The sequence below is a fragment of the Nitrospirillum karajorum genome (assembly GCF_036348415.1).
Taxonomy (GTDB): Bacteria; Pseudomonadota; Alphaproteobacteria; order Azospirillales; family Azospirillaceae; genus Nitrospirillum; species Nitrospirillum amazonense_B.
The window spans coordinates 1306021-1328190 of sequence record NZ_JAZBQB010000002.1 but is presented as its reverse complement, the minus strand read 5'-3'; the positions used below and the strand labels follow the sequence as shown (position 1 = coordinate 1328190).

Genomic DNA, 22170 nt, shown 5'->3' with positions numbered 1-22170 from the left:
TTCCGATAAGGACAAGAACCAGGGGGCGGGCCCCATGCCGGAATCATGGTCGCGAACACGGACGGACGTGCCGGGGGCGTCGGCGCCGTTCACGCCCCTTGAGGTTCCCGCCGCCATCCTGGACCGCGCCCACCAGCTGCTGCCCCTGATCGATAGCCTGAAGGTGGAGGGGGAGCGTGAGCGCCGCGCCCCCGCCGCCCTGATCGACGCCATAAGGCAGGCCGGCCTGTTCCGTCTGCTGCAGCCCCGGCGCTATGGCGGGGCCGAATGTCATCCTGCCACCTTCTTCGCCGTGCAGGCCGCCCTGTCGGCCGGGGACATGTCCATCGGCTGGCTGCAGGGTGTCATGGGCATGGTGGCCTTCCACCTGGCGCTACTGCCGGTCGAGGCGCAGGACGATGTCTGGCGGGATGATCCGCTGGCGCTGCTGGCCTCCAGCTACATGCCAGCGGGCAAGGCCACGCGCGTGCCGGGCGGCTTCCGCCTCAGTGGCCGCTGGGGCTTTTCCAGCGGCGCCGACCACGCCGACTGGTTCATGCTGGGCGCCATGGCGGCGCTGGAGGGCGACACGCCGGAGCATGTCATCTTCCTGGTGCCGCGCGCCGACGTGCGCATCCACGACACCTGGGACACCATCGGCCTGCGCGGCACGGGCAGCCATGACGTGTCGGTGGAGGACCGCTTCGTCCCCGCCCACCGGCGTCATGGCGTGCAGGAGCGTTTCCTGACCGGCGGCCCCGGCCTGGCCGTGAACCCGGCGCCGCTCTACCGCATCCCCCTGCCCCAGATGCTGTTCCGCGCCATCTCCACCCCGGCGCTGGGCGGCCTGCGCGGCATGCTGGACGCCTTCATCGAGCACAACCGCCGCCGCGGGACGGGGCCCTTGACCGACCCCGTGGCCCAGCTGGCCTGCGGCGAGACAGCGGTCGAGCTGGACGAGATGACCCGCACCCTGGAAGGCAATTTCGAGCGCATGCTGGACCATGCCCGCCAGGGTGGGGACGCGCCCATCGCCGACCGCATGCTGTATCGCGTCCAGGCCACCTCGGTGGTGGAACGGTGTGACCGGCTGGCCCGGCGTCTGTTCAAGGCCGCCGGCGCGTCTGCCTTGTCCGTCGCCAATCCGCTGGGCCCCATCTGCGCCGACATCCAGGCTGCCCGCCAGCACGCCGCCAACCAATATGAAGTCTACGGTCGGACCCTGGGCGCCCACCTGTTCCAACTGGACGTGAAGGATACTTTGCTTTGAGCGGACAGCCGGACCAAAACCCCTCCCCGCCCCTACCCTTCAGCCTGGGGTACGACGACCGAGATGAGGAAGAGATCATGCGCCGCTGGCGCGCCATCCTGCGGTCCAACAAATGGAGCCACGCCGCCCAGCTGGAGGAGTTCGAGGATGCCTGGCGGGCGTGGAACGAGCTGCCGGCCGTGGCCTTCGACAATTGGGCCGGTGGCGCCATGGCCGTGCTGGACCATTTCGAGGTGCGGGGCGCCACCGTGCTGTGCCCCTCCAACACCTTCCTGGCCACGCCGCGCGCCGCCCAGCTGTCAGGGGCGGAGGTGGTGTTCTATGACTGCAACCGCCACGATTTGTGCGGGTCCTTCGATGATTTCGTGGCCAAGGCGGAACGGCATCGCCCAGCCCTGGCCTTCATCGTCCATATAGGCGGCCACATCGCCTTCGACATCCACAAGATCGCGACCTATTGCCGGGACAAGGGCATCATCCTGGTGGAGGATTGCGCCCATGCCGTGGGCGCCGACTGGAACGGGCAGAAGCCGGGCAGCTTCGGCGACGCCGGCATCTTCTCGCTCTACGCCACCAAGACCATCACCACCGGCGAGGGCGGCGTGGTGGTCAGCCGGCATGAGGACGTGTTGCGCCACGCCCGGTCATACCGGGACTACGGCCGGGGCTCGGGCTACAAGGTGCAGAGCCTGAACCACCGCATGGATGAGTTCCGCGCCGCCTTCGGCACCGTGCAAATCCGGCGCATGCCGGAAATCGTGGCCTGGAAGCAGGCCTATGCCCGCGATGTGCTGGACCCGGTCCACCCCGACCGGGTGCACTTGCCCGATGGCATGAGCAGCGGCTTCTACAAGTACATCGTCTTCCAGAGCATCCCCACCTCGACCGGCAAGGTTTACGAACTGCCCTGTCACCGTATCATGGGGGTGGAGGCCGACCTGCCCAATACGGAATGGGTGGCCAAGAACCATTGGTGCGTCCCGATTTATTATCCCCGTCCATCCTTGTCGTAAGCAAGCTCAGGGAGTGGGGTTTCCCCACCCCTCATCCACACCCGCCGCACGGCCAGGTCGGGCGACAGCTCCACCAGGTCCGCCCGGGCCCCCGGGGCGATGCGGCCCACATCCGGCAGTCCCAGGAAGTCCGCCGGCACCTTTGAGGCCATGGCCAGCGCCGTTTCCCGCGACACGCCCATCAGGCCCATGGCGCCGCGCACGGCCGCCGCCATGTCGATATCGGCGCCGGCCAGCACGCCGTCCGCCGTCTCCAGGCGGCCATTGCGGCGGTGGATGGTCTGGCCGTACAGCTCGAACCGGTCGGCGTCGGTGCCGGTGGGCGGCATGGCGTCGGTCACCAGGAACAGGCGCTCCGGCCCCTTGGCCGCCAGCGCCAGGCGCAGCATGGCACCGTGGACATGCACGCCGTCGGCGATGACGCCGCACCAGCCGCGCGTGTCCGCCAGCGCCGCGCCGGCGATGCCCGGCTCCCGGTTCATCAAGGGCGGCATGGCGTTGAACAGGTGGGTGAAGCCGGTCAGGCCGTGGTCCAGCGCGCCGCGCGTGCGGGCGAAGCTGGCGGCGGAGTGGCCCCCGGCCAGGATGAGGCCGGCATCGGCCAGGCGGGCCAGGATGCAGTCGTCCACCACCTCCGGGGCCAGGGTCAGCAGGACGCGGCCGCCGGCGAAGCGCGCCGGCAGGCCCAGCAGGAACGCGACGTCCTCATCGGTGGGCGCGCGGACATAGGCCGCCTCATGCACGCCCCGGCGTTCCATGTTCAGGAAGGGGCCTTCCAGGTGGATGCCGATGACGCCGCCGCCGGGCATCCGCGCCGCCTCGGCCGCCGCGTCCACCGCCCGGCGCCATGTGCCGGCGGCGTCGGTGATGAAGGTGGGCAGCAGCGCGGTGGTGCCGAAGCGGCGATGCGCGGCGGCGATGGCCAGGGCCCCCGCCGCCGTCGGCGTCTCATTGAACAGCACCCCGCCGCCACCGTTCACCTGCGTGTCGACGAAGCCGGGCGCCAGCAGGCTGTCCGACGCCAGGACCACCTCGGCCGCGCCCGCCGGCGGCTGGGGCGCCAGGTCCAGCACGCGCCCATCCTCCACCAGGACGCCGGCATCCGTCACTGTCCGTTCGCCGGTGAAAACGGGGCAGCCGTGGAAGAAGGTCCGCATCACACCGTCTCCGTCACCTTGCGCAGGTTGGGCGGCACGTCGGGGTCCAGGCCCCGGGCCCGCGCCACCCGGTGGATGGCCCTGTAGAAGCTGGCGACCGCCGCCAGGGGGCCCACCTCCGCCGGCAGGCCCGGCACCACGGGCAGGGCCTCGACGCCGTCGATGCCGATCTCGGTGGCCAGGATGGGGGCGCCCAGGGCGGCGGCCTTGGCCAGGGTGTCGCGCGTCACCGCCGCCGTCACGTCGTCCTGGGTCAGCGCCAGGATGGGGAAGCCGGGGCCCACCAGGGCGAAGGGGCCATGCACCACCTCGGCCGCGCTGAAGGCTTCGGCATGCAGGCGGCAGGTCTCCTTGCACTTCAGGGCGATTTCCGCCGCCGCCCCGCTGCCGATGCCCCGGCCCAGGACATAGAGGCCGGTGGCCAGTTCCAGCCCGCGCAAGGCCGGGTACCAATCCAGGGCCACGGCCTGGTCCAGCCAGCCGGGGACCCGGGCCACCGTGTCCGCCAGGCCCGCATCCTCCCGCCAATGGGCCACCAACTGCAAAAAAGCGACGCAGGCGGTGAGGTAGGACTTGGTGGCGGCGACACTCCTCTCCGGCCCGGCGCACAGCGGAATGAAGACATCGGCCAGCGCGGCCAGGGGGGAGGTCTCGTCATTCACGAAGCCCACCACCAGGGCGCCGCCGGCCTTGGCGGCCTCCGCCAGGCGCAGCAGGTCGGGGCTGCGGCCGGACTGCGACACCGCCACGAACAGGGCGCCGTCCACGGCCAGGGGGGCATTGTAGAGGGAGACGACGGAGGGCCCGACGGAGGCGACGGGCACGCCCAGCCGGGTTTCGATGAGGTATTTGCCGTAGGCGGCGGCGTGGTCGCTGCTGCCCCGCGCGCAGGTGACGACCACCTTGGGCTTCAGCGCCCGCAGCCGGGCGCCCAGTTCGCGGAACAGCGGTGCCGTGCGGGCGATCTGCCGGGCCGCGGCGGCGCCGGACTCGGCCGCCTCCAGGGCCATTAGCGGAACCGTCGGGGACGCGGTCTTGGCAACAACCATAGCCTATCCTGCATCAAATGATGGCGGCGCCCGATGACGGGCACGACATAATACCATATAGAAACCAGTCGCCAATCCCCGCATATCCGCCTGACTCGGCCATCTCATAATTTGTTGTTATATAATTATCTATAGCCACTCTTCCCTGGTGGTGGCGCAAGGAGGAATAGCACCACGCCAGACCAGAATAATACCATATGTGAGTGACAGGGATGGTCGGGGTGACGCGCCCCCCTGCCGCCTGTCAGCCGTGCCGGCCGAAATCGAAGATCAGGGGCTGGGTGATGGGCACCTGGCGGTTGCGGCACACCGCCAGGAGGCCCGTGCCGCCCAGTTCCCCCATCCAGCGGGTATAGACGCCCTCCAGCATGTAGGACATCCAGGGAGGGGACATCAGGGCCGGCGCGGTGTCACCGGGGTGGGGTGGTCCGGCATGGGGCACGGGGTAGGCGCCGTGGCTGATACGCAGGAACTGCCCCTCATCCACCAACCGGACCCAGCCCCAGTCCAGCGCCGCCCAGCAATCCCCGATGGCACGCTCCAGATCCTCCAGGGATTCGCAGGGCGGCAAAGCCATCCCTTCGGCGAAGCGCAAACCGACCGATCGGTAGAAAGCTTGCGCCGCCGCCGGTTCCACACCGCTTTCCAGTTCAGCGAACAAGGTATGGATGAAGGCGCGCCACTGAAGGGCGCAGGATTGCCACCGGTGATGGCGCAAGGTGACGGCATCCGGGGATTCCGGCGCGGCGGGCGACGCCTGCAGGGCGGCGAACCGTTCCTGAAACGCGGCAAGCATGGGGGTCAATCTCCAAGAGGGGTTTTCAGGGTGATGCGGCCGGTGCTCTCGGTCCAGTCGGCGGACCGTTTCACGGACAGCGAACCACCCAGCGTGAGGAAGGAATTGATCCGGTATTCGAAGGCGCCGTTCAGGCCATACCCGATGTTGGTCGTTTCCTGCCCGCCGAAGCGCGTGCGGAACAGGCTGTCGGTGACGCGGTCGGCCGACAGCGCCACCAGCGCCGCCTGGCTGGTCGGATCATCCGGGAACAGGTTCGTCGCCTCCTCCCGGAAATGCTGGACGCCCAGGCTGCCGCCCAGCGAATATCGGAAGTTCGCCCCCTGCACGGTGTAATTGACAGGGAACGTCAGGGCGTAGAACTCCTGCGGGCTAAAGTAGCCGCCCTGACCGTAGGTGAAATAGCGCAGATTGCGGTCATAGCCCATGCCCGTGGCGTTCACGCCCAAGGTCAGATCGGACGCGGACGTCTTCGCCAGGTGCATGTAGGCGCCCAGCGTGGCCTGGACCTCACGATTGGCCGTGACATGGACACCGCGCAGCTCGCCATAGCCCATGTCGCCGTACAGCCCGAGGCTTCCGTCGTCATAGGCCAGCCCGGCCAGAGCGGCCGTCTTGGTCACCCCGCCCCAGGTCTGCCCCGTGATGGGATCGCGGGCGCCGGCGTAGCTCAGCACGCTGTCGGTGACCGCGCGCCGCGACATTTCGAGTTGCAACTGCGTCACATCGGAAAGCTGGGGCGTCCACCTCAGGCCACCGACCGGGCGCACGACACGGAAGCCAAGCGGCGTGGCGCCCACGTCCAAGGCCACGTCGTCCAGCCGGTACGACAGCTCCGGCGCCGCACCATTGGCGGCCTGCGCCTCCGGCTTGGTCACCTGCGTCGCCGTCAGGAACATGTTGCTGCCGAAGCGGCGGTAGGTGTCAGTGTTGGTGCCCATGTCGCCGGCATCCAGGTGCACCCCCGTCAGGGAGGCCTGCAACTGCCCCATGCCGAACAGCGGCGTGCTGAACCCGGCCTTGGCCGACGATTCCACCAGCCGGCTGAGGCCCGATTCACCGGAGCGCAGCCGCGCCTGCACCTCAGCCACGAAGCGGGGCATGGACTGTTCCTCCACCGCCGCCGTATCCGCCGCCAGCGTGGCCAGCAGGGGGTCGCCCAGGGGCACCGCGTCGGATGCCTTGGCCGGAGCGCGGAACGGGTTGGCGTCGGGGGCATCAGCGGCGGCCACTTGCATCGGCCCCCGCCCGAGTTGGGCCAGCCGCAACTCTTGCGCCGTCTTCAGCTCCTTGAGAGCCGTGCCGCTGTCATCCTCCTTCCGCGCCAATAGCGCCAAGGCTTGGTGCACCTGAGGATCGTCCGGGTGGGCACGGGCCGCCGCGGCCAGGATTCGACGTGCCTGCCGCGTCTCGCCGGCGGCGATGGCCGCCTCGGCGGCACCCCGCTGGGCATCCAGGTCTTCGGGGTGGGCGGCCAGGACACCGCCCAGCAGGGCCAGCGCTTCGGCCGGCCGGCCGGCGCTGAGGTAGATGCGCCCCATCGCCTGGACCAGGGCCGGGTCCCCGCTGTTCGCCTTGAACAGCGGGGCGATGGCGTCGTAGGCGTCGGCATAGTCACCGCGTTGGCGGGCGCTGTCGGCGATACGAACCGCCATGGCCGATTTCAGCCCCGCCAAACCCTGGCGCTCGGTATCGGTGAGGTCGGCGCGCTGCTCCAACTGGCGCAGCAGACCCGCCGCCTCAGCCCCACGGTCGGCCTTCATCAGCAGGGCGGTATATTGCAGGAGCGGCGTGGCCGTCACCTGGGCGCCATAGACGTCCGGCTGCAACAGGCTGAGCGCGGCCTGCGCGTCCCCGGCGTCCGCCAGGGCCCCCGCCAGCAAGCCCCGCGTTTCCGCCGTCCGCGCCAGGGGGCGCAGCCCCAGCAGGCGCACCCGGGCCTCGACAGGCGGCTGCATCTGGGCCAACGTCATCTCACGCCGCAGGGTCGCCTGCTCCAGCAGGGCCGTCATGGCCGGCGTCAGGGCGGCGGCGGGCACACGCTCCAGCAGGCCGCGCACCGCGGTCCAGTCCTGCCGGTCGGCCTGGAACAGCGCGGCGGCATGCAACAGGTCGACCCGCGTTTCCTCCGGCGTCACCGCCATGATCGATCGCGCAGCCGCATCGTCATGCTGGGCCACCAGGAAGCGGGCATAGTCCAGACGCAGCCAGGCGTCATCCGGCGTCAGTTGCCGGGCCTGGACGAACGCCGCCCGGGCGCCCAGCACGTCGCCGGCGGCCACCGCGGCGTTGGCGCGGGCGTGCGCCAAACCGCCCTGCAGGACGGTGTAGGCCGGTGATTGGCGCAAGGCCTCGGCCTCCGGGCTGGCCGCCAAGGCTTCCGCCTCACGGTCGCGCCGCTGCCGCAGCAGCACGTTGAACAGGCCGGACAGCGCGGTGGGCTGGCCGGGGGTCGCCTTCAACACGGCGCGGTAGGCTTCCTCCGCCCCGGCAAGCTCGTCGCGCCGCACCCGCACATCCGCCAGCAGCAGCGTGGCGGCCTGCCGGTCGAGGGGGGAGCGCGCGCCGGCGCCCAAGGCCTGGGCCCGATCCTCCGCCGACGCCAGCCGCCCCGCGTCACGGTCTTCCGTCGCCGCCTGCATGTCCCGCCAGAACACGGCGCTGGCCAGCGCGTCGCGCCATTGCGCGGCCCGGGCCGGTGCGGCCTTGCTGGCGCCATCCAGCAGGCTTGCGGCCTCGGCGAAGCGGTTCTGGCGCAAACGCACCAAGCCCAGCCCGGCACGGGCCTCCGCATCCGCCGCATTCTCCTTCAGGGCCGATTGGAACCCCGCCTCGGCCACATCCAGCCGTTCGGCCCGCAGGGCGGCGTAGGCCCGCGCCCGTGCGACACCCCGGTTGTCGGCGCGGGCCGCTGGCTTGTCCAACGCCGCATAACGCGCCCTGACCGCCCCGTCATCCGGGTTGTCGGCCAAATACTGGGCATACGCCGCCTTGTCGTCGGCGCCGGCGTTCAGCCACAGCAGCGTGTCATGGCGTATCTTCTTGGCCTCGCCATCGAGCGGCGCCGACTTCGCCATGGCCGCGAGCTGGGACAACACCTCCCGCCGCGTCGCCTCGCGATAACTCAGCACCCGCAAATAGCTGATCCGCGCCTCGGTTGGCGCGCCGGGCTGTTCCGCCAGTTCACGCAGGCCATCCCGCGCCTCCTCCCAGCCGCTCTCGGTGCCGGCCAGCGTCTGGTAATACTCCAACGCCAAGGGGATGGTCGGCGGGGGGCCCTGGAAGATCTCCTTGTACCGGGCGATGGCGCCGGCCAGGTCGCCCGATTGGGCCGCACGGCGCGCATCGGCCAGGGTGGCCCGGTGACCGCCGGCCTCCACGGCCCGCACCTCCGCCGCGACACCCGGGCTGGCCGGGCGCAGGGCGGACAGACGGCGCATCAGCGCCTCCGCCTCCGCGCGATGCCCCTGGTCAGCCTCAATCTCCGCCAGGCGGGCCAGCGCCACCGGCTGATTGGGTGACACGGTGAGCACGGCGTTCAGGGTTTCCCGGGCCAGGTCCGGCCGGTCGCGCCGAACCCAGAAGTCGGCCTTCTCCAGCATCAGGTTCAGGGCGTCGGGCATGGTCTCCGCCCAGGCGGCGGAGAGGGAGGACAACAGCAGGAGTCCGGCGAACGCGACGGTCTTACGCATGCGACGCCCCTTAGGAACCAGTGCGGGCCAAGCGATCCTGGGCCCGGCGGCGCAGGAAGCGGATGGACGGAACGGAAATAAGCAGGATGGCCAGACCGAGGGCGCCGAGCACCAGGATGGGATGGCGTGACGCCCCCCACACCACAAACATCAGGGGCGGCAGATCACCCACCCAATAGCGGCGCCCAACCTGAAAGCTGGACACCTCGGCGCGATTGAGGATGACCAGGTCGCCCTGAATCCTGGGCGCCGTGCGTGGCTGCCGCAGCGCGTCGACCAGGCCCGGCAGCAGGTCGGCGTTCCCCGCCGTCAACGCCACGACGCTGCGCTTGGGGGTCAGCGGCGACTCAAAGCCCATCATCAAGGCCAGCTGCGTACCGCTGACCAGGACGCGCTCCGCATCACCATCGGTGAGCACCCCCGCCGATACCGGGTCGGCATCCAGCAACTGGGTCAGCCGCTGAAGGGGCGACAGGGTATTCAGGGCCATGACATCGTCGGTGATGCGCACGGGTGCGGCCGCCGCCCAGTCCCGCAGCAAGGGTTGATGCGCCGTGTCGCCGATCAGCAGCAGGTCACGGTCTTCAAGACCGGCCTTCCCCTCGGACGCCCGCCGCACGGTCACCTGGGTGGCGGGCATGCCCGTGCTGGCGCCCATCAGTCCCATCATGCCCAGATACGCGGTGACATCCCCCGCCTGCGGCCTTTCCGGCAGCACCACCACCGTCTGCGACAGATCGGCCATGCGGCTATAGGGGAAACCCGCGCTGGCCAACGACGCCATGTTGGGCAGGGCCGCGAAATGGTGGGCGGAGGACAGATCCAGCGTGCTGTCGGGATCGACGCCCGTGCGCAGATTGTCCGGGGTGGTGCCGTGACAGGCGCCCCGATCCACCGGCTGCAGCGAGTACATGAACTGCAGTTGGTTGCGGCCATAGAAAAGGTAGGGCGGCACCTCCACCATCCGTTGGCGCGCGGTGTAGTCCCCCAGGGCGTAGGTCCGGAACCAGTCCGTCAGGCCGTCCTCGCGCAACTTGAGGCTGGTGACATAGGTCCCGTTGAGGGAGACATCGAGGCGGGACTGTTCCATATCCAGCCACTTGCCACCCGGATACCGATAATTGACATGCAGCGGCACACCCCGGTTCTGCCAGACGAACAGATCCGGCGGCAGGCGGAACGGCACCTGCATCGGGCCCGGCGCCATGCCGTTGCTTTGCAGCACGTCGGCCCCCACCAGCTCACCCAACCGGACGGACCGGTTCAGGGACAGCCAGCGCGGCGCGTCGTAGGGCTGGCGCGGCACCAGCAAAGGCGGGGTCGCCCGCGCCTCCGCGCCGTTGAGCGCGGAGGCGCCCAGCACCAGGGTCAGCGCGGCGGTGCGCAGTTCCTCATCATTGCGGCCCATAACCAGCAGCAGGCGCCGGTTGGGGGCCACGGGATTGGACCGCACCGCCACCATCGGGCCGTCCACCACCCCCAGGTCCAATTCCACCGGGTGGCTGGCCGGCGTCGCGAAGATCACCGCGTTGTCCGGCGGAAGGCGGCGACCCGACGATGGGAAGCGGGCGGGACGATAATCGGCCATGGCACCAAACCAGGAGGCCACGATGCCCGCCGCCCGCAGCACACCGTCCGAAGGCTCATCCCCCAGCAGGAAGGGCAGCGCCAGGGGCCGGCTGTCATGATCGTTGAAAAACGGACGGGGCAGGATGGACAGGTCGGCGGCCACCGGCAGGCGCTGCAATGTCAGCCGCAGGCTGGAATTGGCGCTGAGCAGGGCCCAGAGACTGGAATGTAGCGGATCCTCGCAGCCGGTGGCGTAGTGGCCAATGAACTGGAAGGTCAGATGGTTGTCCTGCTGGATGAGCAGGGGATTGACCGGCAGTTCCACCACCTGGCCGCCGGCCGTGGCGGCATTGAGGGGAATGGTGGTCAGCAATTCGTCATTCAGCAGGACCTTGAGCTGGCTCAGGTCCTTCAGCAGGGCCGGCGAATTGGTGATGGACAGGCTGAGCTTTGCCGCCGTGACGACATCATCCCGGCGGATGGGAAAGTCAACGGTACGGAAATCCTGCACCCCGTGGAAGGTGAGCGCCCCGGCGCCAAGGTCCGTCAGGGTCAGCACCTCGCCGCGCGCCGGTTCCAGCGGCGTCGCATCGGTGGGCTCGCCCTCCGCCGCCCCCTCGGACGGCGTCCCCGGGGACGCCGCGGCGAACGGGGCGGAGGTGGCTTTGCCCGGATGGGCCGGCGCGGACATCGCCCGCGCCGCCGGCAGCAGCAAGAGGCCCGCCAGACCCAAAGCGACCATCAAGCCGCCGGTCCGCCGGGCCCGCCGCCGTGCGGCGATCAGGCCGAAACCATTGCACATGATCGCCCACGCCGACCGTCGGACCCCCGTCACCGATTGGCCGGTCCAGTCCAGCCAGGCGTCGGCGCGCCCGAAAATGGCGCGCACCAGTTGCCGGTGCTGCCAATCGTCCAGATCATCGAACGCCAGGCGCACCGTGCCGTTCCGCTGTTCGATGACACGCGCCGGCAACAGGACGGGTAGGCCCCGGGCGGTCAACTCCACCGTGACCCTGTCGGCAAAGCCGTCGATCGACTGCCTATGGTCCATCGCCAGCAAAGCGCCGCCCATGGAGATGTTCCGGGTTTCGCCCACAAAGGCGCGGCCATCCGGCAGCGTCACCGCCATCTTGAGATGGGCACCGATGCGGACCTGCCGGCGCACTTGCCGTTTTTCCACCCCCGCCGCCGCCGCCGCCGCGAGGATGGCGATGCTGAAGAAGGCCCAGAACAGGTTGGCCACCAAGACCACCACGTCCTGGCCCTGCATTCCCTCGTACAAATATCGCCCAATGCCCCAGATATAACCGGCCAGCAGCAGCAGCAACGTGGCCAGTTGCGGCAGTACCGAGCGGCCATCGAACTGGTCACGATCAAGGATGTCGCCCTTGCGCGTGACGTTGAAGGCGCCCTTGTAGGGGTTCAGCACCGTGCGCAGCGTTGGCACCAGCAGATGGAACGCCAACATGGTCTCATAGACCTCCGCCATGAAAAGCGGACGCACGGCCCCTTGCAGCCTCTGGTTCACGCCAACGGACAAGATGAGGTGGGGGATGGCGTAGGCCAGGACGACGATCGGGCTGGCGCCAATGATGTTCATGCCGAACAGCAGGTAACAGAGCGGCGCGGTCAGCACGACAATGCGCGGCAACGCGAAGAAATAATAAAGCATGGCATTGAGGTAGCAGAGACGCTGGGGCAGCGTGAGCCCGCGCCCCAACAACGGACTGTCCAGGCGCGCGATCTGGACCATGCCGCGCGCCCAGCGCGCCCGCTGCCCCAGATGCTGCACCAGCCGCTCGGTCGCCAGGCCCGCCGCCAGCGGCAGGCGCAGATATTCGGTGTTCCAGCCGTGGCGCTGAAGGCGCAGGGCGGTGTGGGCGTCTTCGGTCACCGTCTCCACGGCGAAGCCGCCGATCTCTGCCAACGCCTCGCGCCGCAGCACCGCGCAGGAGCCGCAGAAGAAGGAGGCGTTCCAAAGGTCATTGCCGTCCTGGATCAGGCCGTAGAACAGCAGGCCCTCCCCCGCCAGTTCGTGGCCTCGGGTCAGGTTGCGCTGGATGGGGTCCTGGGAATAGAAGTGATGCGGGGTCTGGACGATGGCCAGTTTCGGATCGCGCAGGAAACCGCCCACAGTCATCTGCAGGAAGGCGCGGTTGGGAACGTGGTCGCAATCGAACACCGCGACCAACTCCCCATCCGTGCGGGCCAGGGCGGCGTTCAGGTTGCCGGCCTTGGCGTGGCGATTGTCGGACCGTGTCAGATAGCCGACACCGTTGCGCGCCGCGAACTCCTTGAACTCCCGCCGGTTGCCGTCGTCCAGCACATAGATGCGCATCTTGTCCGCCGGCCAGTCGATGTCCTGCGCCGCCCAGATGGCCTGGCGAACGATCTCCAGCGGCTCGTTATAGGTGGGAATCAGGATATCGACGGTCGGCCACGCGGCGATGTCCTCGGGCAACGGGGCCGGCGTCCGCCCCAGGGGCCACACACTCTGGACATAACCCAGCGCCATGCCCAGCCCGGCATAGATCTCCGCCAGGAAGAGGAGAATGCTGAAAAGTCCTTCGGCGGGATGGGACAGGACGAGCGTGTCCGTCATCCGCCACCACAGGTAACGCGCGGTGTAGATCGACGAGGTGACGCACAGCAGGACCGACACCTCCCGCGACCGGCGGCCATACAGCACCAGCAGCATCAGGACCGCGCCAACCCCCAGGGCGACCTGCGCCTTCAAGTACAGGGGGGTGACAACAACACCAACGGCAAGCACGCATCCAAGGGCCAGCATGACCAGGTGGACGGGCGTGCCCGGCTCCAGCCACGACAAAGCCAGACGCCTGACAAACGGCACCGGCGGCAACGGGGGAGACTGGTTCATCGGGTCCACCATCTCAGGGCGCGGCGGCCGAAGCCGGGCGCTGCTTGGGGAGAGGATGCGGCAGGCGGCGGGACCAGGGCCCGCACCTTGGAGGCGAGGTCGGCGATATCGGCGGCGGCGCGCGACGCGGTCTTGCGGCTCAGGATCGGACTTTGCGCCGCGGCAGCCTCGGCCACGCATTCATCGCGATGGATCGCGCCGACTATGCCATCCTTGAGCAGGGATCCCAGCAAGGAAGCGACATCGTGGTTGAGCCGCCGGGCCGGATCGACCTGATTCAGGACATAGCGCTTCGCGACGCTGGACGGCAGCCGCCCGGTGGTGAAATGGCCTGACTCGATCTTGGGCACCAGCGACAGCGACACCGCGTCGGCCAACAGCACCACCAATTCCAGATCGGCCGCGCGCCGCATTTCCTCCAGATACACCGACACGCCTGGGGCCTGGTCGACGACGACATAGGCCCCGCCGGATGCCATCCGGGCGCATTCCGCCGCCAAAGCCCCCTCTCCCGCCAGGACCCGCGCCTCCAGTCGGGGCAACTCGATATTCGGCACGTGCCCGAAAGGCAGGACCCGCACACCCATCACCATGTGGGTGGAAAGCTGCGGCCGACCAGCCACGGTCCATGGCGCCTGGGCGAAGCCGGGCGTGTTGATGGGCAGGCCGAAATGCAGGCGCAGCGAGTTCTGGGGGTCGAAATCGAGCGCGACCACCTGCTCACCGGCCTGGGCCAGGGCGAACGCGAGGTTGCCGGCAAGGGTCGTCTTACCGACCCCTCCCTTGGGGGAGGAGATAACAATCAGGGGCATGATCGCCTCGAAAAGGTAGGAAAGCCCGAGACGCGCCTTGGACTCAAGGCGCTGCCGCTTCCCTCGGCGGAACTAGACCTCAACGGGAATGGGGGCCTGAACTCGCTGCCGTCCTGTGGCTCCTGCGCCAACCGTTGGAACAGTTCCGCAATCGACGTGCGTCCCGAGGAAGCAGGCCGCCGCGGCGCCGAGGCGTCGGCCGGCCAAGCCGCGATGGCGAAGCTTTCCGGCGCCAGACCCAAGGGCACATAGTCGCCGTGAGAAATGGCCTCATCGCGAGCAACCCGGCGATCAACACTGCGAGCATTTCCATTATTGCTCGTAGTGAAACCATGGGTTCGGATTTGATCATTTTCCTGGAATTCCCGATATGGAAAATCGGGCATGCCGGAATTAACCAAAAGACTCCGAATGTCGTCCTTCATTTTTCAACCGCCACTCATCTTCTGAAAGGCGAATAGGGACAGCAATCAAATCTGTCAAATAATGACAAATTCTTACAGGCCCTTTTTCTGCGCTTTCTTGGTTGACGCCTATCTAAAACTTAAAGCCAGCCACGTCAAAAGGATTCCTAAGCCTTCCAGGCGTATCCTTTCGGATAGATAGCCTAGAAATGAGGTACGAAAAATTCGATGCTCCCATCTCCGACGCATTCAAATTTCGCCGTACTTATATAAAATTGTAGTTAATGCAACAAAGCCCATCCGCCGACAGAAGCGACGTAAATAAAAATACCGCTCTACAGGGAGGTTTCCGCAATAATCGGCAGGATCTTAACTATTAATCCTATATTAATTCCATATTTAAAAATATTTCCCCACTTTTGTTATTATAAATAGCCTCACCTCCAAAATCTTCTGCACAACAGATCTATCATTCAAAGCCTGCGACATAAAAACACCTCAGCGCCCCTTAAGCCCCTCCGCGGCCCGGAAAGCACCGGCCCACCATCGCCATGCATGGCCCATGCCAAGTGAATTCCGCGTTAATCCACGCGGGTTACGCCTGTAGATTCAGGTCGCTCCTGGCGCCCCCGGACATGTCGGACACGTCGGACACCATGGACACGTCGGACAGGTCATGGCTTTTGCAGCCAGCGGGGCGCAATGGAGCAAGCGGGGGGATGACGTCGATATGCCGCTTTTCGTTCTAAGCGGAACAGTCCCTTTCCATAATCGATGGAAAAGGCGTGCTGTCGCTGAACGGTGCCCGGGTTGGAACCACGGCGGCGACCGCGCACGGCCGCCCACCGCGTTACGCTAGCGGGAGTTGCGCGAACAGCGTCAGGCTGGCCGAAAAGTAGTCATCCTCCGCTGTCAGATCTCTGGCGGGCGCAGAACCGTCAACAATAAGTTTTGCGACCGACAAGTATCCGCCATGTTCAGTATAGGGCGCCACGGTGCCAGTCACCAAATCCACCCAGCCGGGGGGCGGCGCGGTCAGCCACAGGGCACGGAAGGGCGCCGCCAAGTCCGGGGTGAGAAGGCCGGCCAGCGCCAGATAAAGGGGAATGCGTACGGCGTCATACCCGAACCGGGGCGGAAAGCGGGGGTCCGGCACCAGTTCCCCGTCCTGATGCCGCAGGAGCCAATCCGGCGGCAGGGAATGCACCCCGAACCGCGCCTCACGGATCAGGTCCAGGCCGCCCCTGGCAACGGCCTGCCAGGCCTGGTCCGCGCCCGCTACCGCCGCCATCCGCTCCAACGCCGCAAGTTCCTGGAAGGCCGGAAACACATAATAAGAAAGATTGAGCGTCAGCCCGTCCTCATGCTGGAAGCCCTGGGTGCCGGGCAGCAAAAGCGGCGCGCCCCCGCGCCCCCCGGGCACCAACAGCTTTCCCCGGATCGCCGCCGCCATACGCAGCGCGGCCTCCCGATAGTCCGGCACCGTCCATCGGCGCGCGGCGCGGGCCAGGGCCCAAGCCGTCAAAAGGTCGCCGTCCGCGGCGTTATTGTGATCTGGCACCGGCACGGGGCCATCGGGCAACCATCGCCAGGCCAGCAGGCCATCGTCACGCCGCAGGTTGGCCCGCGTCCATTCCCAAATGGCGGCGAAGCTGTCGTGGTCATCGGCGGCAACCGCGAACAAAAGACCGGTGCCCTGCCCTTCGGAATGACTGATGCCATGATTGCCCGTATCGACAACGCGGCCCGTGGCGCGAACGAAACGGCGGCGATAGGTTAACCAGGCATTGCTAAAAGGCATATCCATGGCCCAAACGGGATAAATGGCGGTCATGCCCGCCAAACCCGCGACAACCCCCCTCCGGCTTAACACAACCGCCCCCGATTTCATTATTCCATTAATGAACGCATTAGCAATCACACCGAGAAAGCAATATTCAATTTCAAATACAGGAAGCCACAGCCGGATTTCAACAGACATTTGTATTGAACAGGGAGAAAAATTCGACGAATACCTTGCAGGCACCGCAGCCTCGCGTCAGGCGGACAACGCCGCGCTGGCCGACGTGAATGCCCCGTCGGAGATCGAGCGACGATCGTCGCGAGGACCTCAAGCGACCTGGCAGTTCCCAATGGAATCAAACGCTACTGGTGTCTCAGAACACGGGTAGGTCCTTGCGCCGCAGGCTGAGCGCCCCTGATATATGGCAACTATTGGCCCTTGCGCTCTTGCAGCAAACGTAGGACGCGATCGCGCTGCTCCGTTACAATACGCAGTTGTTCGTCCGTCTGACGCCAAAGGTCCAACCGCTCTTGCGCCTGGATAGCCATGGCGGTCGCGCGGGCCCGTAATTCGTCCCGTTCATCGTTCAGCAACAGCGACCGGTACGTCAGGATTTGGGTGGTGATCTGGGCGCGCATGGCGTCCAGATCCGCCAGCAGGGATGCTTGGCCGTCATTCTGCGACAGCGCGCCCAACAGGGTATACAGGCGGCCGATGTCGAAGGGCGCCCCGGTGGCGTCATCGGTCGCCCCGGCGGCACGGACCAGATCGGGGCGAATGGTCGGCCCCTCCGTTCCCTCTACGGCGGGTACGATGCCTTCGGGCAGATGCTGCCGGATGGCTGCTAAGACGACCGGGTCGCCGCCCGTGATCATGGCATCGAAATGCAACCAAACCCGGGGCCGTCCCCGCGTTTGAGCCTCAGCTTCCAGATTGTGCAGGGCCCACAGCAGGTGGCTGTGCGCAGCACTCATTCCATCGCGGCTCGCCAGGGAACGGGCCACCGACCAGGGATCGCGGATGACATGCAGGTAGCAGATGTGCACCGGCAAGGCATCAAGGTGCGGCTGCCAGAATGGCAAGGTGCGGCACAGCCGGGGGTCCTTCATGAACCAGAGCGGCCGGGCGCGCGCCAGGTCCGTGAGAAAGGCGGCCGCGCGGTCCGTCAAGGAAGCACCTGCACGCCGAATATCGTCGCCGGAAACCGCGTCGATGGTGCGCCAGTCGGTTCCGGCGGCGGACAGCAGGAGGTCATTAAGGGTGACCAGTTCCTCATGTTCCCAATAGCCGTCGGCGTTATCCTGGCTGGCCTGAATGAACCGGTCGCCCGCGCAAACGCCGCGGCCGCCGAACAAGCCGGCAAGCGCCGATGTCCCGCTGCGGTGCATGCCCATGACGACGAAGCCGGTGGCGGCCCACCTCACCAGCTCCGGCTTTTCCCGCAGCAACCAGTCGAAATACGAACCAGCCCCCGTGCGCAAGGGCTGGGGAAGGCGGTGGCCCACCCCAGGTCATTCCGGAACGGCAGGCGCATGGCCTTGGAAACCGCCATGCCGTTGTCAAACCGGCCATACGCCCACCATCCCTTGGGAATGCCAGGCATTTCCTGCGCGGCGATGGCCCGCTTGTACCAATGCCAAATCTCGTGGACATGGGTGTTACCGTCGGCGTAGCGCTCGGTCATGGCGTCGCCGTTGGCGTTGACCTTGGTGAAATGATAGAATTTTAAGAGGCTGCCATTGACGCGAATGCCGCCGTCCCGTCCAATCTCAACTCGCCGCCGGCTCAGATTCCAGCTTGCGACATTGCAACCGGGATCGCGTTCGATACGCACCCCGTCGAAAAAGGCCGGTACCAGATCGCACCATTTCTGGTCGGTGAAAAGCCCCGCGGCCGGATCGTCGAAACACGCCTGCCCCAGCATGTCCGCCCACCAGCGGGCGAAGCGACGCCCCTCCGGCCTGTTCGAGACGGCGATGAAGCCCAGGTTGTAAATGCCATGCCGGAGCGACCCCAACTCATTGTCGGCGACAGCGGATGGGGTGTCGTTAGGATCAATCTGGTGCGGTGTCAGCAGGATGGCGCCATCATCCAGACGGGACAGCACGCCATCAAGGGACGAGAACACCGCGATGTCCGGGTCGAGATAGACGACGGTGTCGCATCCCTGTCGTAGCATCTCCACCAGCATCGGGCCCTTTACCGCCGTGCAGGCCTCTACCAGGTCATGGCGGAAAATCCAGCTGTCGAAGGACGGGATGCCAAGGTCGCGCGCGAAGACCACCCGGTCAAACCCGGCATGGGCCTCTTCCGCTGGCACACCCTCTGGCAGATCATCGACTATCAGAGCCCAGATGGTCCAGTCGGGATGGACGTGGCGCAGGGTCTGGGCCAATACCCTGGCCCGGGACAGGTAGCTGTAGGTGAAGCTGGTGAAGCAATGGACGCTGGACATGCCTTAGCCCTCAATCCTGACAATGTCCTCAAGCCCGCCGACGACCGCCGCCGTCGCATCGCCGTACTCCACCCGGCCCGTGGCCACTCCCTCCCGCAGCCGATCCCGGACATGGGCGACCGCCTCGAAAGTGGTAAAGAAATCAAGCATGGCGCGGTCGCCGGCGAACACGCGGCCGCGACCCTGCTCTAGGATGGCATCGGCGACATCGCCGCTGTCCGCGAACGCTATCACGCCCGCCCCCGCGGCCGCCGCCTCATGCACAACAAATGACACGGTTTCCGGCAGGACGGTCAGCGCGAGGACCAGGTCGATCCCATGTGTCTCCAGGGCGTGCGCCAGGCTGCGTGCGCCCACGGCCGTTGCGGGGGCAGTCATTCCGAAGCCCTCCGCCGCAAGGATAGGGACCTCGGTGACCCCAGCCAGCTTACGGAAACAAGCCGGCGGAGCGAAATGATAGAAACGATAGCTGAAACAGTCCTGAAGGGTCTGGACCAGTTCCTCAAAAACCTCCCATCCGTCGGGAAAGCTCGGACTGCCGACAAAGGCGACACGGACGGGAGCATCCGGCAGGCCCGGCAGGGCGTCGTCGCCACCCAACAGACGACGCCCCCCCTGTTCTATCACGTGGCTCTGCGCCAGCACGACGCTCGACCCAAATGGAAGGGTTGCCGTCCTCCACCAAAGGTCAAGCGCTGACCGCGACGGCGCCACCACCTCAAAATCAATGGCCTTGAACAGTTGTGTCATAAGGGGCAGATGGCGGCGCCGAGCCTTGCCATACAGGCAAACGCCGCACGCCGGAGTATCCGGCGGTGGTGCGCCACAGAAGGAGAGGTCGTTGCGCAGCAGCAGGGGATTGGCACAAAGGGATGAAAAATCCCACAACCAGAAGCAGTTGCGCGCCGGCTGCAGCGCCCGCTGCACGGCGATCACGCCCACCACGTCATGGCCTAGGATGCCATGGACGACGAAGATGCGGTGCAGCGTGTGGACACCCAACCGCTCGGCCAGAATATCGGCCAAATCGGCGTAGTCCGATAAGCCCATGCGCTCGCCATCAACCGACACCTCGATAAAATTCCCCGCTGTCTCATCACCCTGGATCACCGACGACGACACCCTGGGGCGGAGATGGATGTAGCGGTAACCGAGTGCGCTGAAGCGGCGTTGTTCGTTTGGGACCTGCACGCTGGCACCGCCCATGGGAACGGCTGCCACGCCATGGTCGATGGCGACAACCACACCCCGTAAGTTGCCCTCCGCTGCCTCAGCGCCCTGGACCGATCGCCCAAGCGCAAGCGCCTCCGTCAAGCGCGCCCGGGACATCACGGTAACGGCGAGGGGGGGATGAGCGGGGGCGGCGTCCCTTTTTTCGAGAGTGGACAAAATCCGCAACATGGCCCGCCGGCGCCTGTCTAGCGGATATCCCCGCCGGCCTTCCCGTTTGCCGGCGACGATATAATGCCAGAATGGGTTGACACCCGCTTCGACAATATCGGGATTGGTGGCCAGATAGTAGGCGGTATCAAAGGAAGAGGAAGGGTTGCGCCCCTGCCGCCAGCCGGCCTCACAGTATTGCCGCAACAGGGCAGCAGCGGACGTAGCCGCACCGTCCGACAGGGCCTCTGGATACGCAACCCTGTAGAAATCAGCATCGAAATGGGGGGCGATCGCGGCGGCGACCGGATCCGCCGGGGCATCACCTGCGACTGCCGGTGCGCGGTCGGGAAAGGCCCCAGCGGCCGCGGAGACGGCCATCAGATTGGCGAAGGCCAGCGCGTGGGCCAGCGGCAACCCGGAAACGCGAAGATGGTCCACCGTGAGGCGAAGCGCCTCGTTGGAAAAGGCCGTAGGCGACGGAACAGCGACGCCAGGCGCCGCAATCTGGACGTTGGCGACTTCTACCTCGCCGCCGGGATGGCTGATTCGTATCTCGGCCCAGCCGGCGTCGATTTCGAGATGTGACAACCGCAGAGCTGAGCAAACAAAAGGTTTGAAGGGGGTGTTGCCGATCAGGACGGACACATCCTCGACCTGATCGAAGACCCGCTGGGCCGTCGTCAGCGTGACACTACCGATAGGACGGCAATCATCCCCGTGCAGAGGGAAAATAATGACAACGTTACTAGAGAAATCCGAAAAGCATAAAACGCGCAATATTCCCACCCCTTTATTCTCCGCAACTGGCAGAAACCTCCCCCCAATACTGCCTCATGAGAAGCCCCGCTACTTGCCTCGATACCATGAACGGCACGGCACAACAAGCGTACCGGGGAGCCACCGGATCTGACGGCGGAGAAACAAAGCAGTTGAAGTTGTGTTCCCCGGCGGTGGCTCACTCAGCAGATAAATTCTTGTCCGAGGGGGTCGAACAAAGTCATATAGTGGGTGGATAGGTGGGGCTATGCCCCTATTCACTGATTGGGCACCAGGACATGGACGCGTCGCGGTGATAGGACCGAGTTTTTTAGGTATCGGCGCACAGAAGTCCGGCACGACTTGGATCTATGAAAACCTGTCGCGCCACCCTCATGTTAGATTTCCAGCAGGCAAGGAGATCCATTTCTGGGATGCCCGCCGGGAGCTTGGCGTGACTTGGTGGCTGGACCAATTCGGGCCCAGGCAGCCAGGTCTATACTCTGGGGAGATTACCCCCGCCTACGCCACAATCGACACGGACACCATTCACGAAATCCACGCGCTTTGTCCAGACCTGCGTCTATTCTATGTGTTGCGCAACCCCATCGAACGGGCATGGTCGGCGGCACGCATGGCGGTCCTAAGGGCCGAAATGACCATGGATGAGGCGTCCGAGCGCTGGTTCCTGGATCATTTCCGGTCCGCCGGCTCCCGCCGCCGTGGCGCTTACGCGGAGGCGATCCGGCGCTGGCGGTCCGTCTTTCCCGCCGAGCAACTGATGATCGCCCTTTTCGACGACCTGCGATCCCAGCCCCACGCCTTCCTGTCCCGGCTGTGTGAACACATCGGCGTCGAGGCGGGCTTTTACGACGAGGTCCCGGAAGAATCTCTGCGTCAGCCAGTGTTCGAGGGACCGTCAGCCCCCTTGCCGCCACCGCTGCGACGCGCCCTCATCGACCAGTATGGCGAAACGGTGGGGACTTTGGGCCACCTGCTGGGGATCAATCTGTCATGTTGGCTGGCCGAGCCTTAGGATCGCATCCCTATGAGCCCCCATCCCCTGGAAACCATGGACCAAATGTCTGGAGCAGCTTCATGCTGGTGCCGCCGCTGATCGACGGCATCGCCTTTGACGGGCTGATCGCCGAACTGAATGACCGTGGCGCCA

13 protein-coding genes are annotated in these 22170 nt (G+C 66.4%); 3 read left to right on the top strand and 10 right to left on the bottom strand.

Annotated elements, in window-relative coordinates; genetic code table 11:
* Positions 1-34 precede the first annotated feature (34 nt).
* Both UCD39_RS13250 and UCD39_RS13245 read left to right on the top strand, forming a co-directional pair.
* Complete coding sequence (locus UCD39_RS13250) at positions 35-1249, top strand: acyl-CoA dehydrogenase family protein (protein WP_330496464.1); 1215 nt, start codon at positions 35-37, stop codon at positions 1247-1249.
* Positions 1246-2262 carry a DegT/DnrJ/EryC1/StrS family aminotransferase gene (locus UCD39_RS13245; protein ID WP_330496463.1) on the top strand — a complete coding sequence of 339 codons (1017 nt, stop codon included), beginning with the start codon at positions 1246-1248 and terminating at the stop codon, positions 2260-2262. Before UCD39_RS13250 ends, UCD39_RS13245 begins: the two co-directional genes overlap by 4 nt.
* Here the strand turns inward: UCD39_RS13245 and nagA are convergent.
* The 10 genes from nagA to UCD39_RS13195 all read right to left on the bottom strand — a co-directional run bounded on the left by nagA (position 2238) and on the right by UCD39_RS13195 (position 21029).
* Positions 2238-3419, bottom strand: coding sequence for an N-acetylglucosamine-6-phosphate deacetylase (gene nagA / locus UCD39_RS13240; RefSeq protein ID WP_330496462.1), 1182 nt, complete (start codon positions 3417-3419; stop codon positions 2238-2240). The genes UCD39_RS13245 and nagA overlap by 25 nt on opposite strands.
* A complete protein-coding gene (locus UCD39_RS13235) occupies positions 3419-4468 on the bottom strand; it encodes an SIS domain-containing protein (protein WP_330496461.1) in 1050 nt (349 codons plus the stop codon). Before UCD39_RS13235 ends, nagA begins: the two co-directional genes overlap by 1 nt.
* Before the next feature lie 244 nt (positions 4469-4712).
* Positions 4713-5264: a cellulose biosynthesis protein BcsD gene (gene bcsD, locus UCD39_RS13230; RefSeq protein WP_330496460.1), complete on the bottom strand. Its 552-nt coding sequence runs from the start codon at positions 5262-5264 to the stop codon at positions 4713-4715.
* A gap of 5 nt (positions 5265-5269) precedes the next feature.
* Positions 5270-8956, bottom strand: coding sequence for a cellulose biosynthesis protein BcsC (locus UCD39_RS13225; RefSeq protein ID WP_330496459.1), 3687 nt, complete (start codon positions 8954-8956; stop codon positions 5270-5272).
* 10 nt (positions 8957-8966) lie between these two features.
* Positions 8967-13406: a UDP-forming cellulose synthase catalytic subunit gene (bcsA, locus tag UCD39_RS13220; RefSeq protein ID WP_330496458.1), complete on the bottom strand. Its 4440-nt coding sequence runs from the start codon at positions 13404-13406 to the stop codon at positions 8967-8969.
* Complete coding sequence (gene bcsQ, locus UCD39_RS13215; protein WP_330496457.1) at positions 13403-14218, bottom strand: cellulose biosynthesis protein BcsQ; 816 nt, start codon at positions 14216-14218, stop codon at positions 13403-13405. Before bcsQ ends, bcsA begins: the two co-directional genes overlap by 4 nt.
* Before the next feature lie 1254 nt (positions 14219-15472).
* Positions 15473-16603 carry a family 8 glycosyl hydrolase gene (locus UCD39_RS13210; RefSeq protein ID WP_330496456.1) on the bottom strand — a complete coding sequence of 377 codons (1131 nt, stop codon included), beginning with the start codon at positions 16601-16603 and terminating at the stop codon, positions 15473-15475.
* 230 nt (positions 16604-16833) lie between these two features.
* Positions 16834-17799, bottom strand: coding sequence for a sulfotransferase family protein (locus tag UCD39_RS13205; protein ID WP_330496455.1), 966 nt, complete (start codon positions 17797-17799; stop codon positions 16834-16836).
* A 26-nt stretch (positions 17800-17825) separates the two neighbouring features.
* Complete coding sequence (locus UCD39_RS13200) at positions 17826-18800, bottom strand: hypothetical protein (RefSeq protein WP_330496454.1); 975 nt, start codon at positions 18798-18800, stop codon at positions 17826-17828.
* A gap of 63 nt (positions 18801-18863) precedes the next feature.
* Positions 18864-21029 carry a hypothetical protein gene (locus UCD39_RS13195; RefSeq protein ID WP_330496453.1) on the bottom strand — a complete coding sequence of 722 codons (2166 nt, stop codon included), beginning with the start codon at positions 21027-21029 and terminating at the stop codon, positions 18864-18866.
* 238 nt (positions 21030-21267) lie between these two features.
* Between UCD39_RS13195 and UCD39_RS13190 the strand changes: the two genes are divergently transcribed.
* Positions 21268-22035 carry a sulfotransferase family protein gene (locus tag UCD39_RS13190; protein WP_330496452.1) on the top strand — a complete coding sequence of 256 codons (768 nt, stop codon included), beginning with the start codon at positions 21268-21270 and terminating at the stop codon, positions 22033-22035.
* Positions 22036-22170: the final 135 nt, after the last annotated feature.

Coding starts and splice junctions, on each gene's coding strand:
- UCD39_RS13250 (WP_330496464.1), top strand. CDS start 35: ATGCCGGAATCATGGTCGCGAACACGGACGGACGTGCCGGGGGCGTCG.
- nagA (WP_330496462.1), bottom strand. CDS start 3,419: ATGCGGACCTTCTTCCACGGCTGCCCCGTTTTCACCGGCGAACGGACA.
- UCD39_RS13235 (WP_330496461.1), bottom strand. CDS start 4,468: ATGGTTGTTGCCAAGACCGCGTCCCCGACGGTTCCGCTAATGGCCCTG.
- bcsD (WP_330496460.1), bottom strand. CDS start 5,264: ATGCTTGCCGCGTTTCAGGAACGGTTCGCCGCCCTGCAGGCGTCGCCC.
- UCD39_RS13225 (WP_330496459.1), bottom strand. CDS start 8,956: ATGCGTAAGACCGTCGCGTTCGCCGGACTCCTGCTGTTGTCCTCCCTC.
- bcsA (WP_330496458.1), bottom strand. CDS start 13,406: ATGAACCAGTCTCCCCCGTTGCCGCCGGTGCCGTTTGTCAGGCGTCTG.
- bcsQ (WP_330496457.1), bottom strand. CDS start 14,218: ATGCCCCTGATTGTTATCTCCTCCCCCAAGGGAGGGGTCGGTAAGACG.
- UCD39_RS13210 (WP_330496456.1), bottom strand. CDS start 16,603: ATGTCTGTTGAAATCCGGCTGTGGCTTCCTGTATTTGAAATTGAATAT.
- UCD39_RS13205 (WP_330496455.1), bottom strand. CDS start 17,799: ATGGGCATGCACCGCAGCGGGACATCGGCGCTTGCCGGCTTGTTCGGC.
- UCD39_RS13190 (WP_330496452.1), top strand. CDS start 21,268: ATGCCCCTATTCACTGATTGGGCACCAGGACATGGACGCGTCGCGGTG.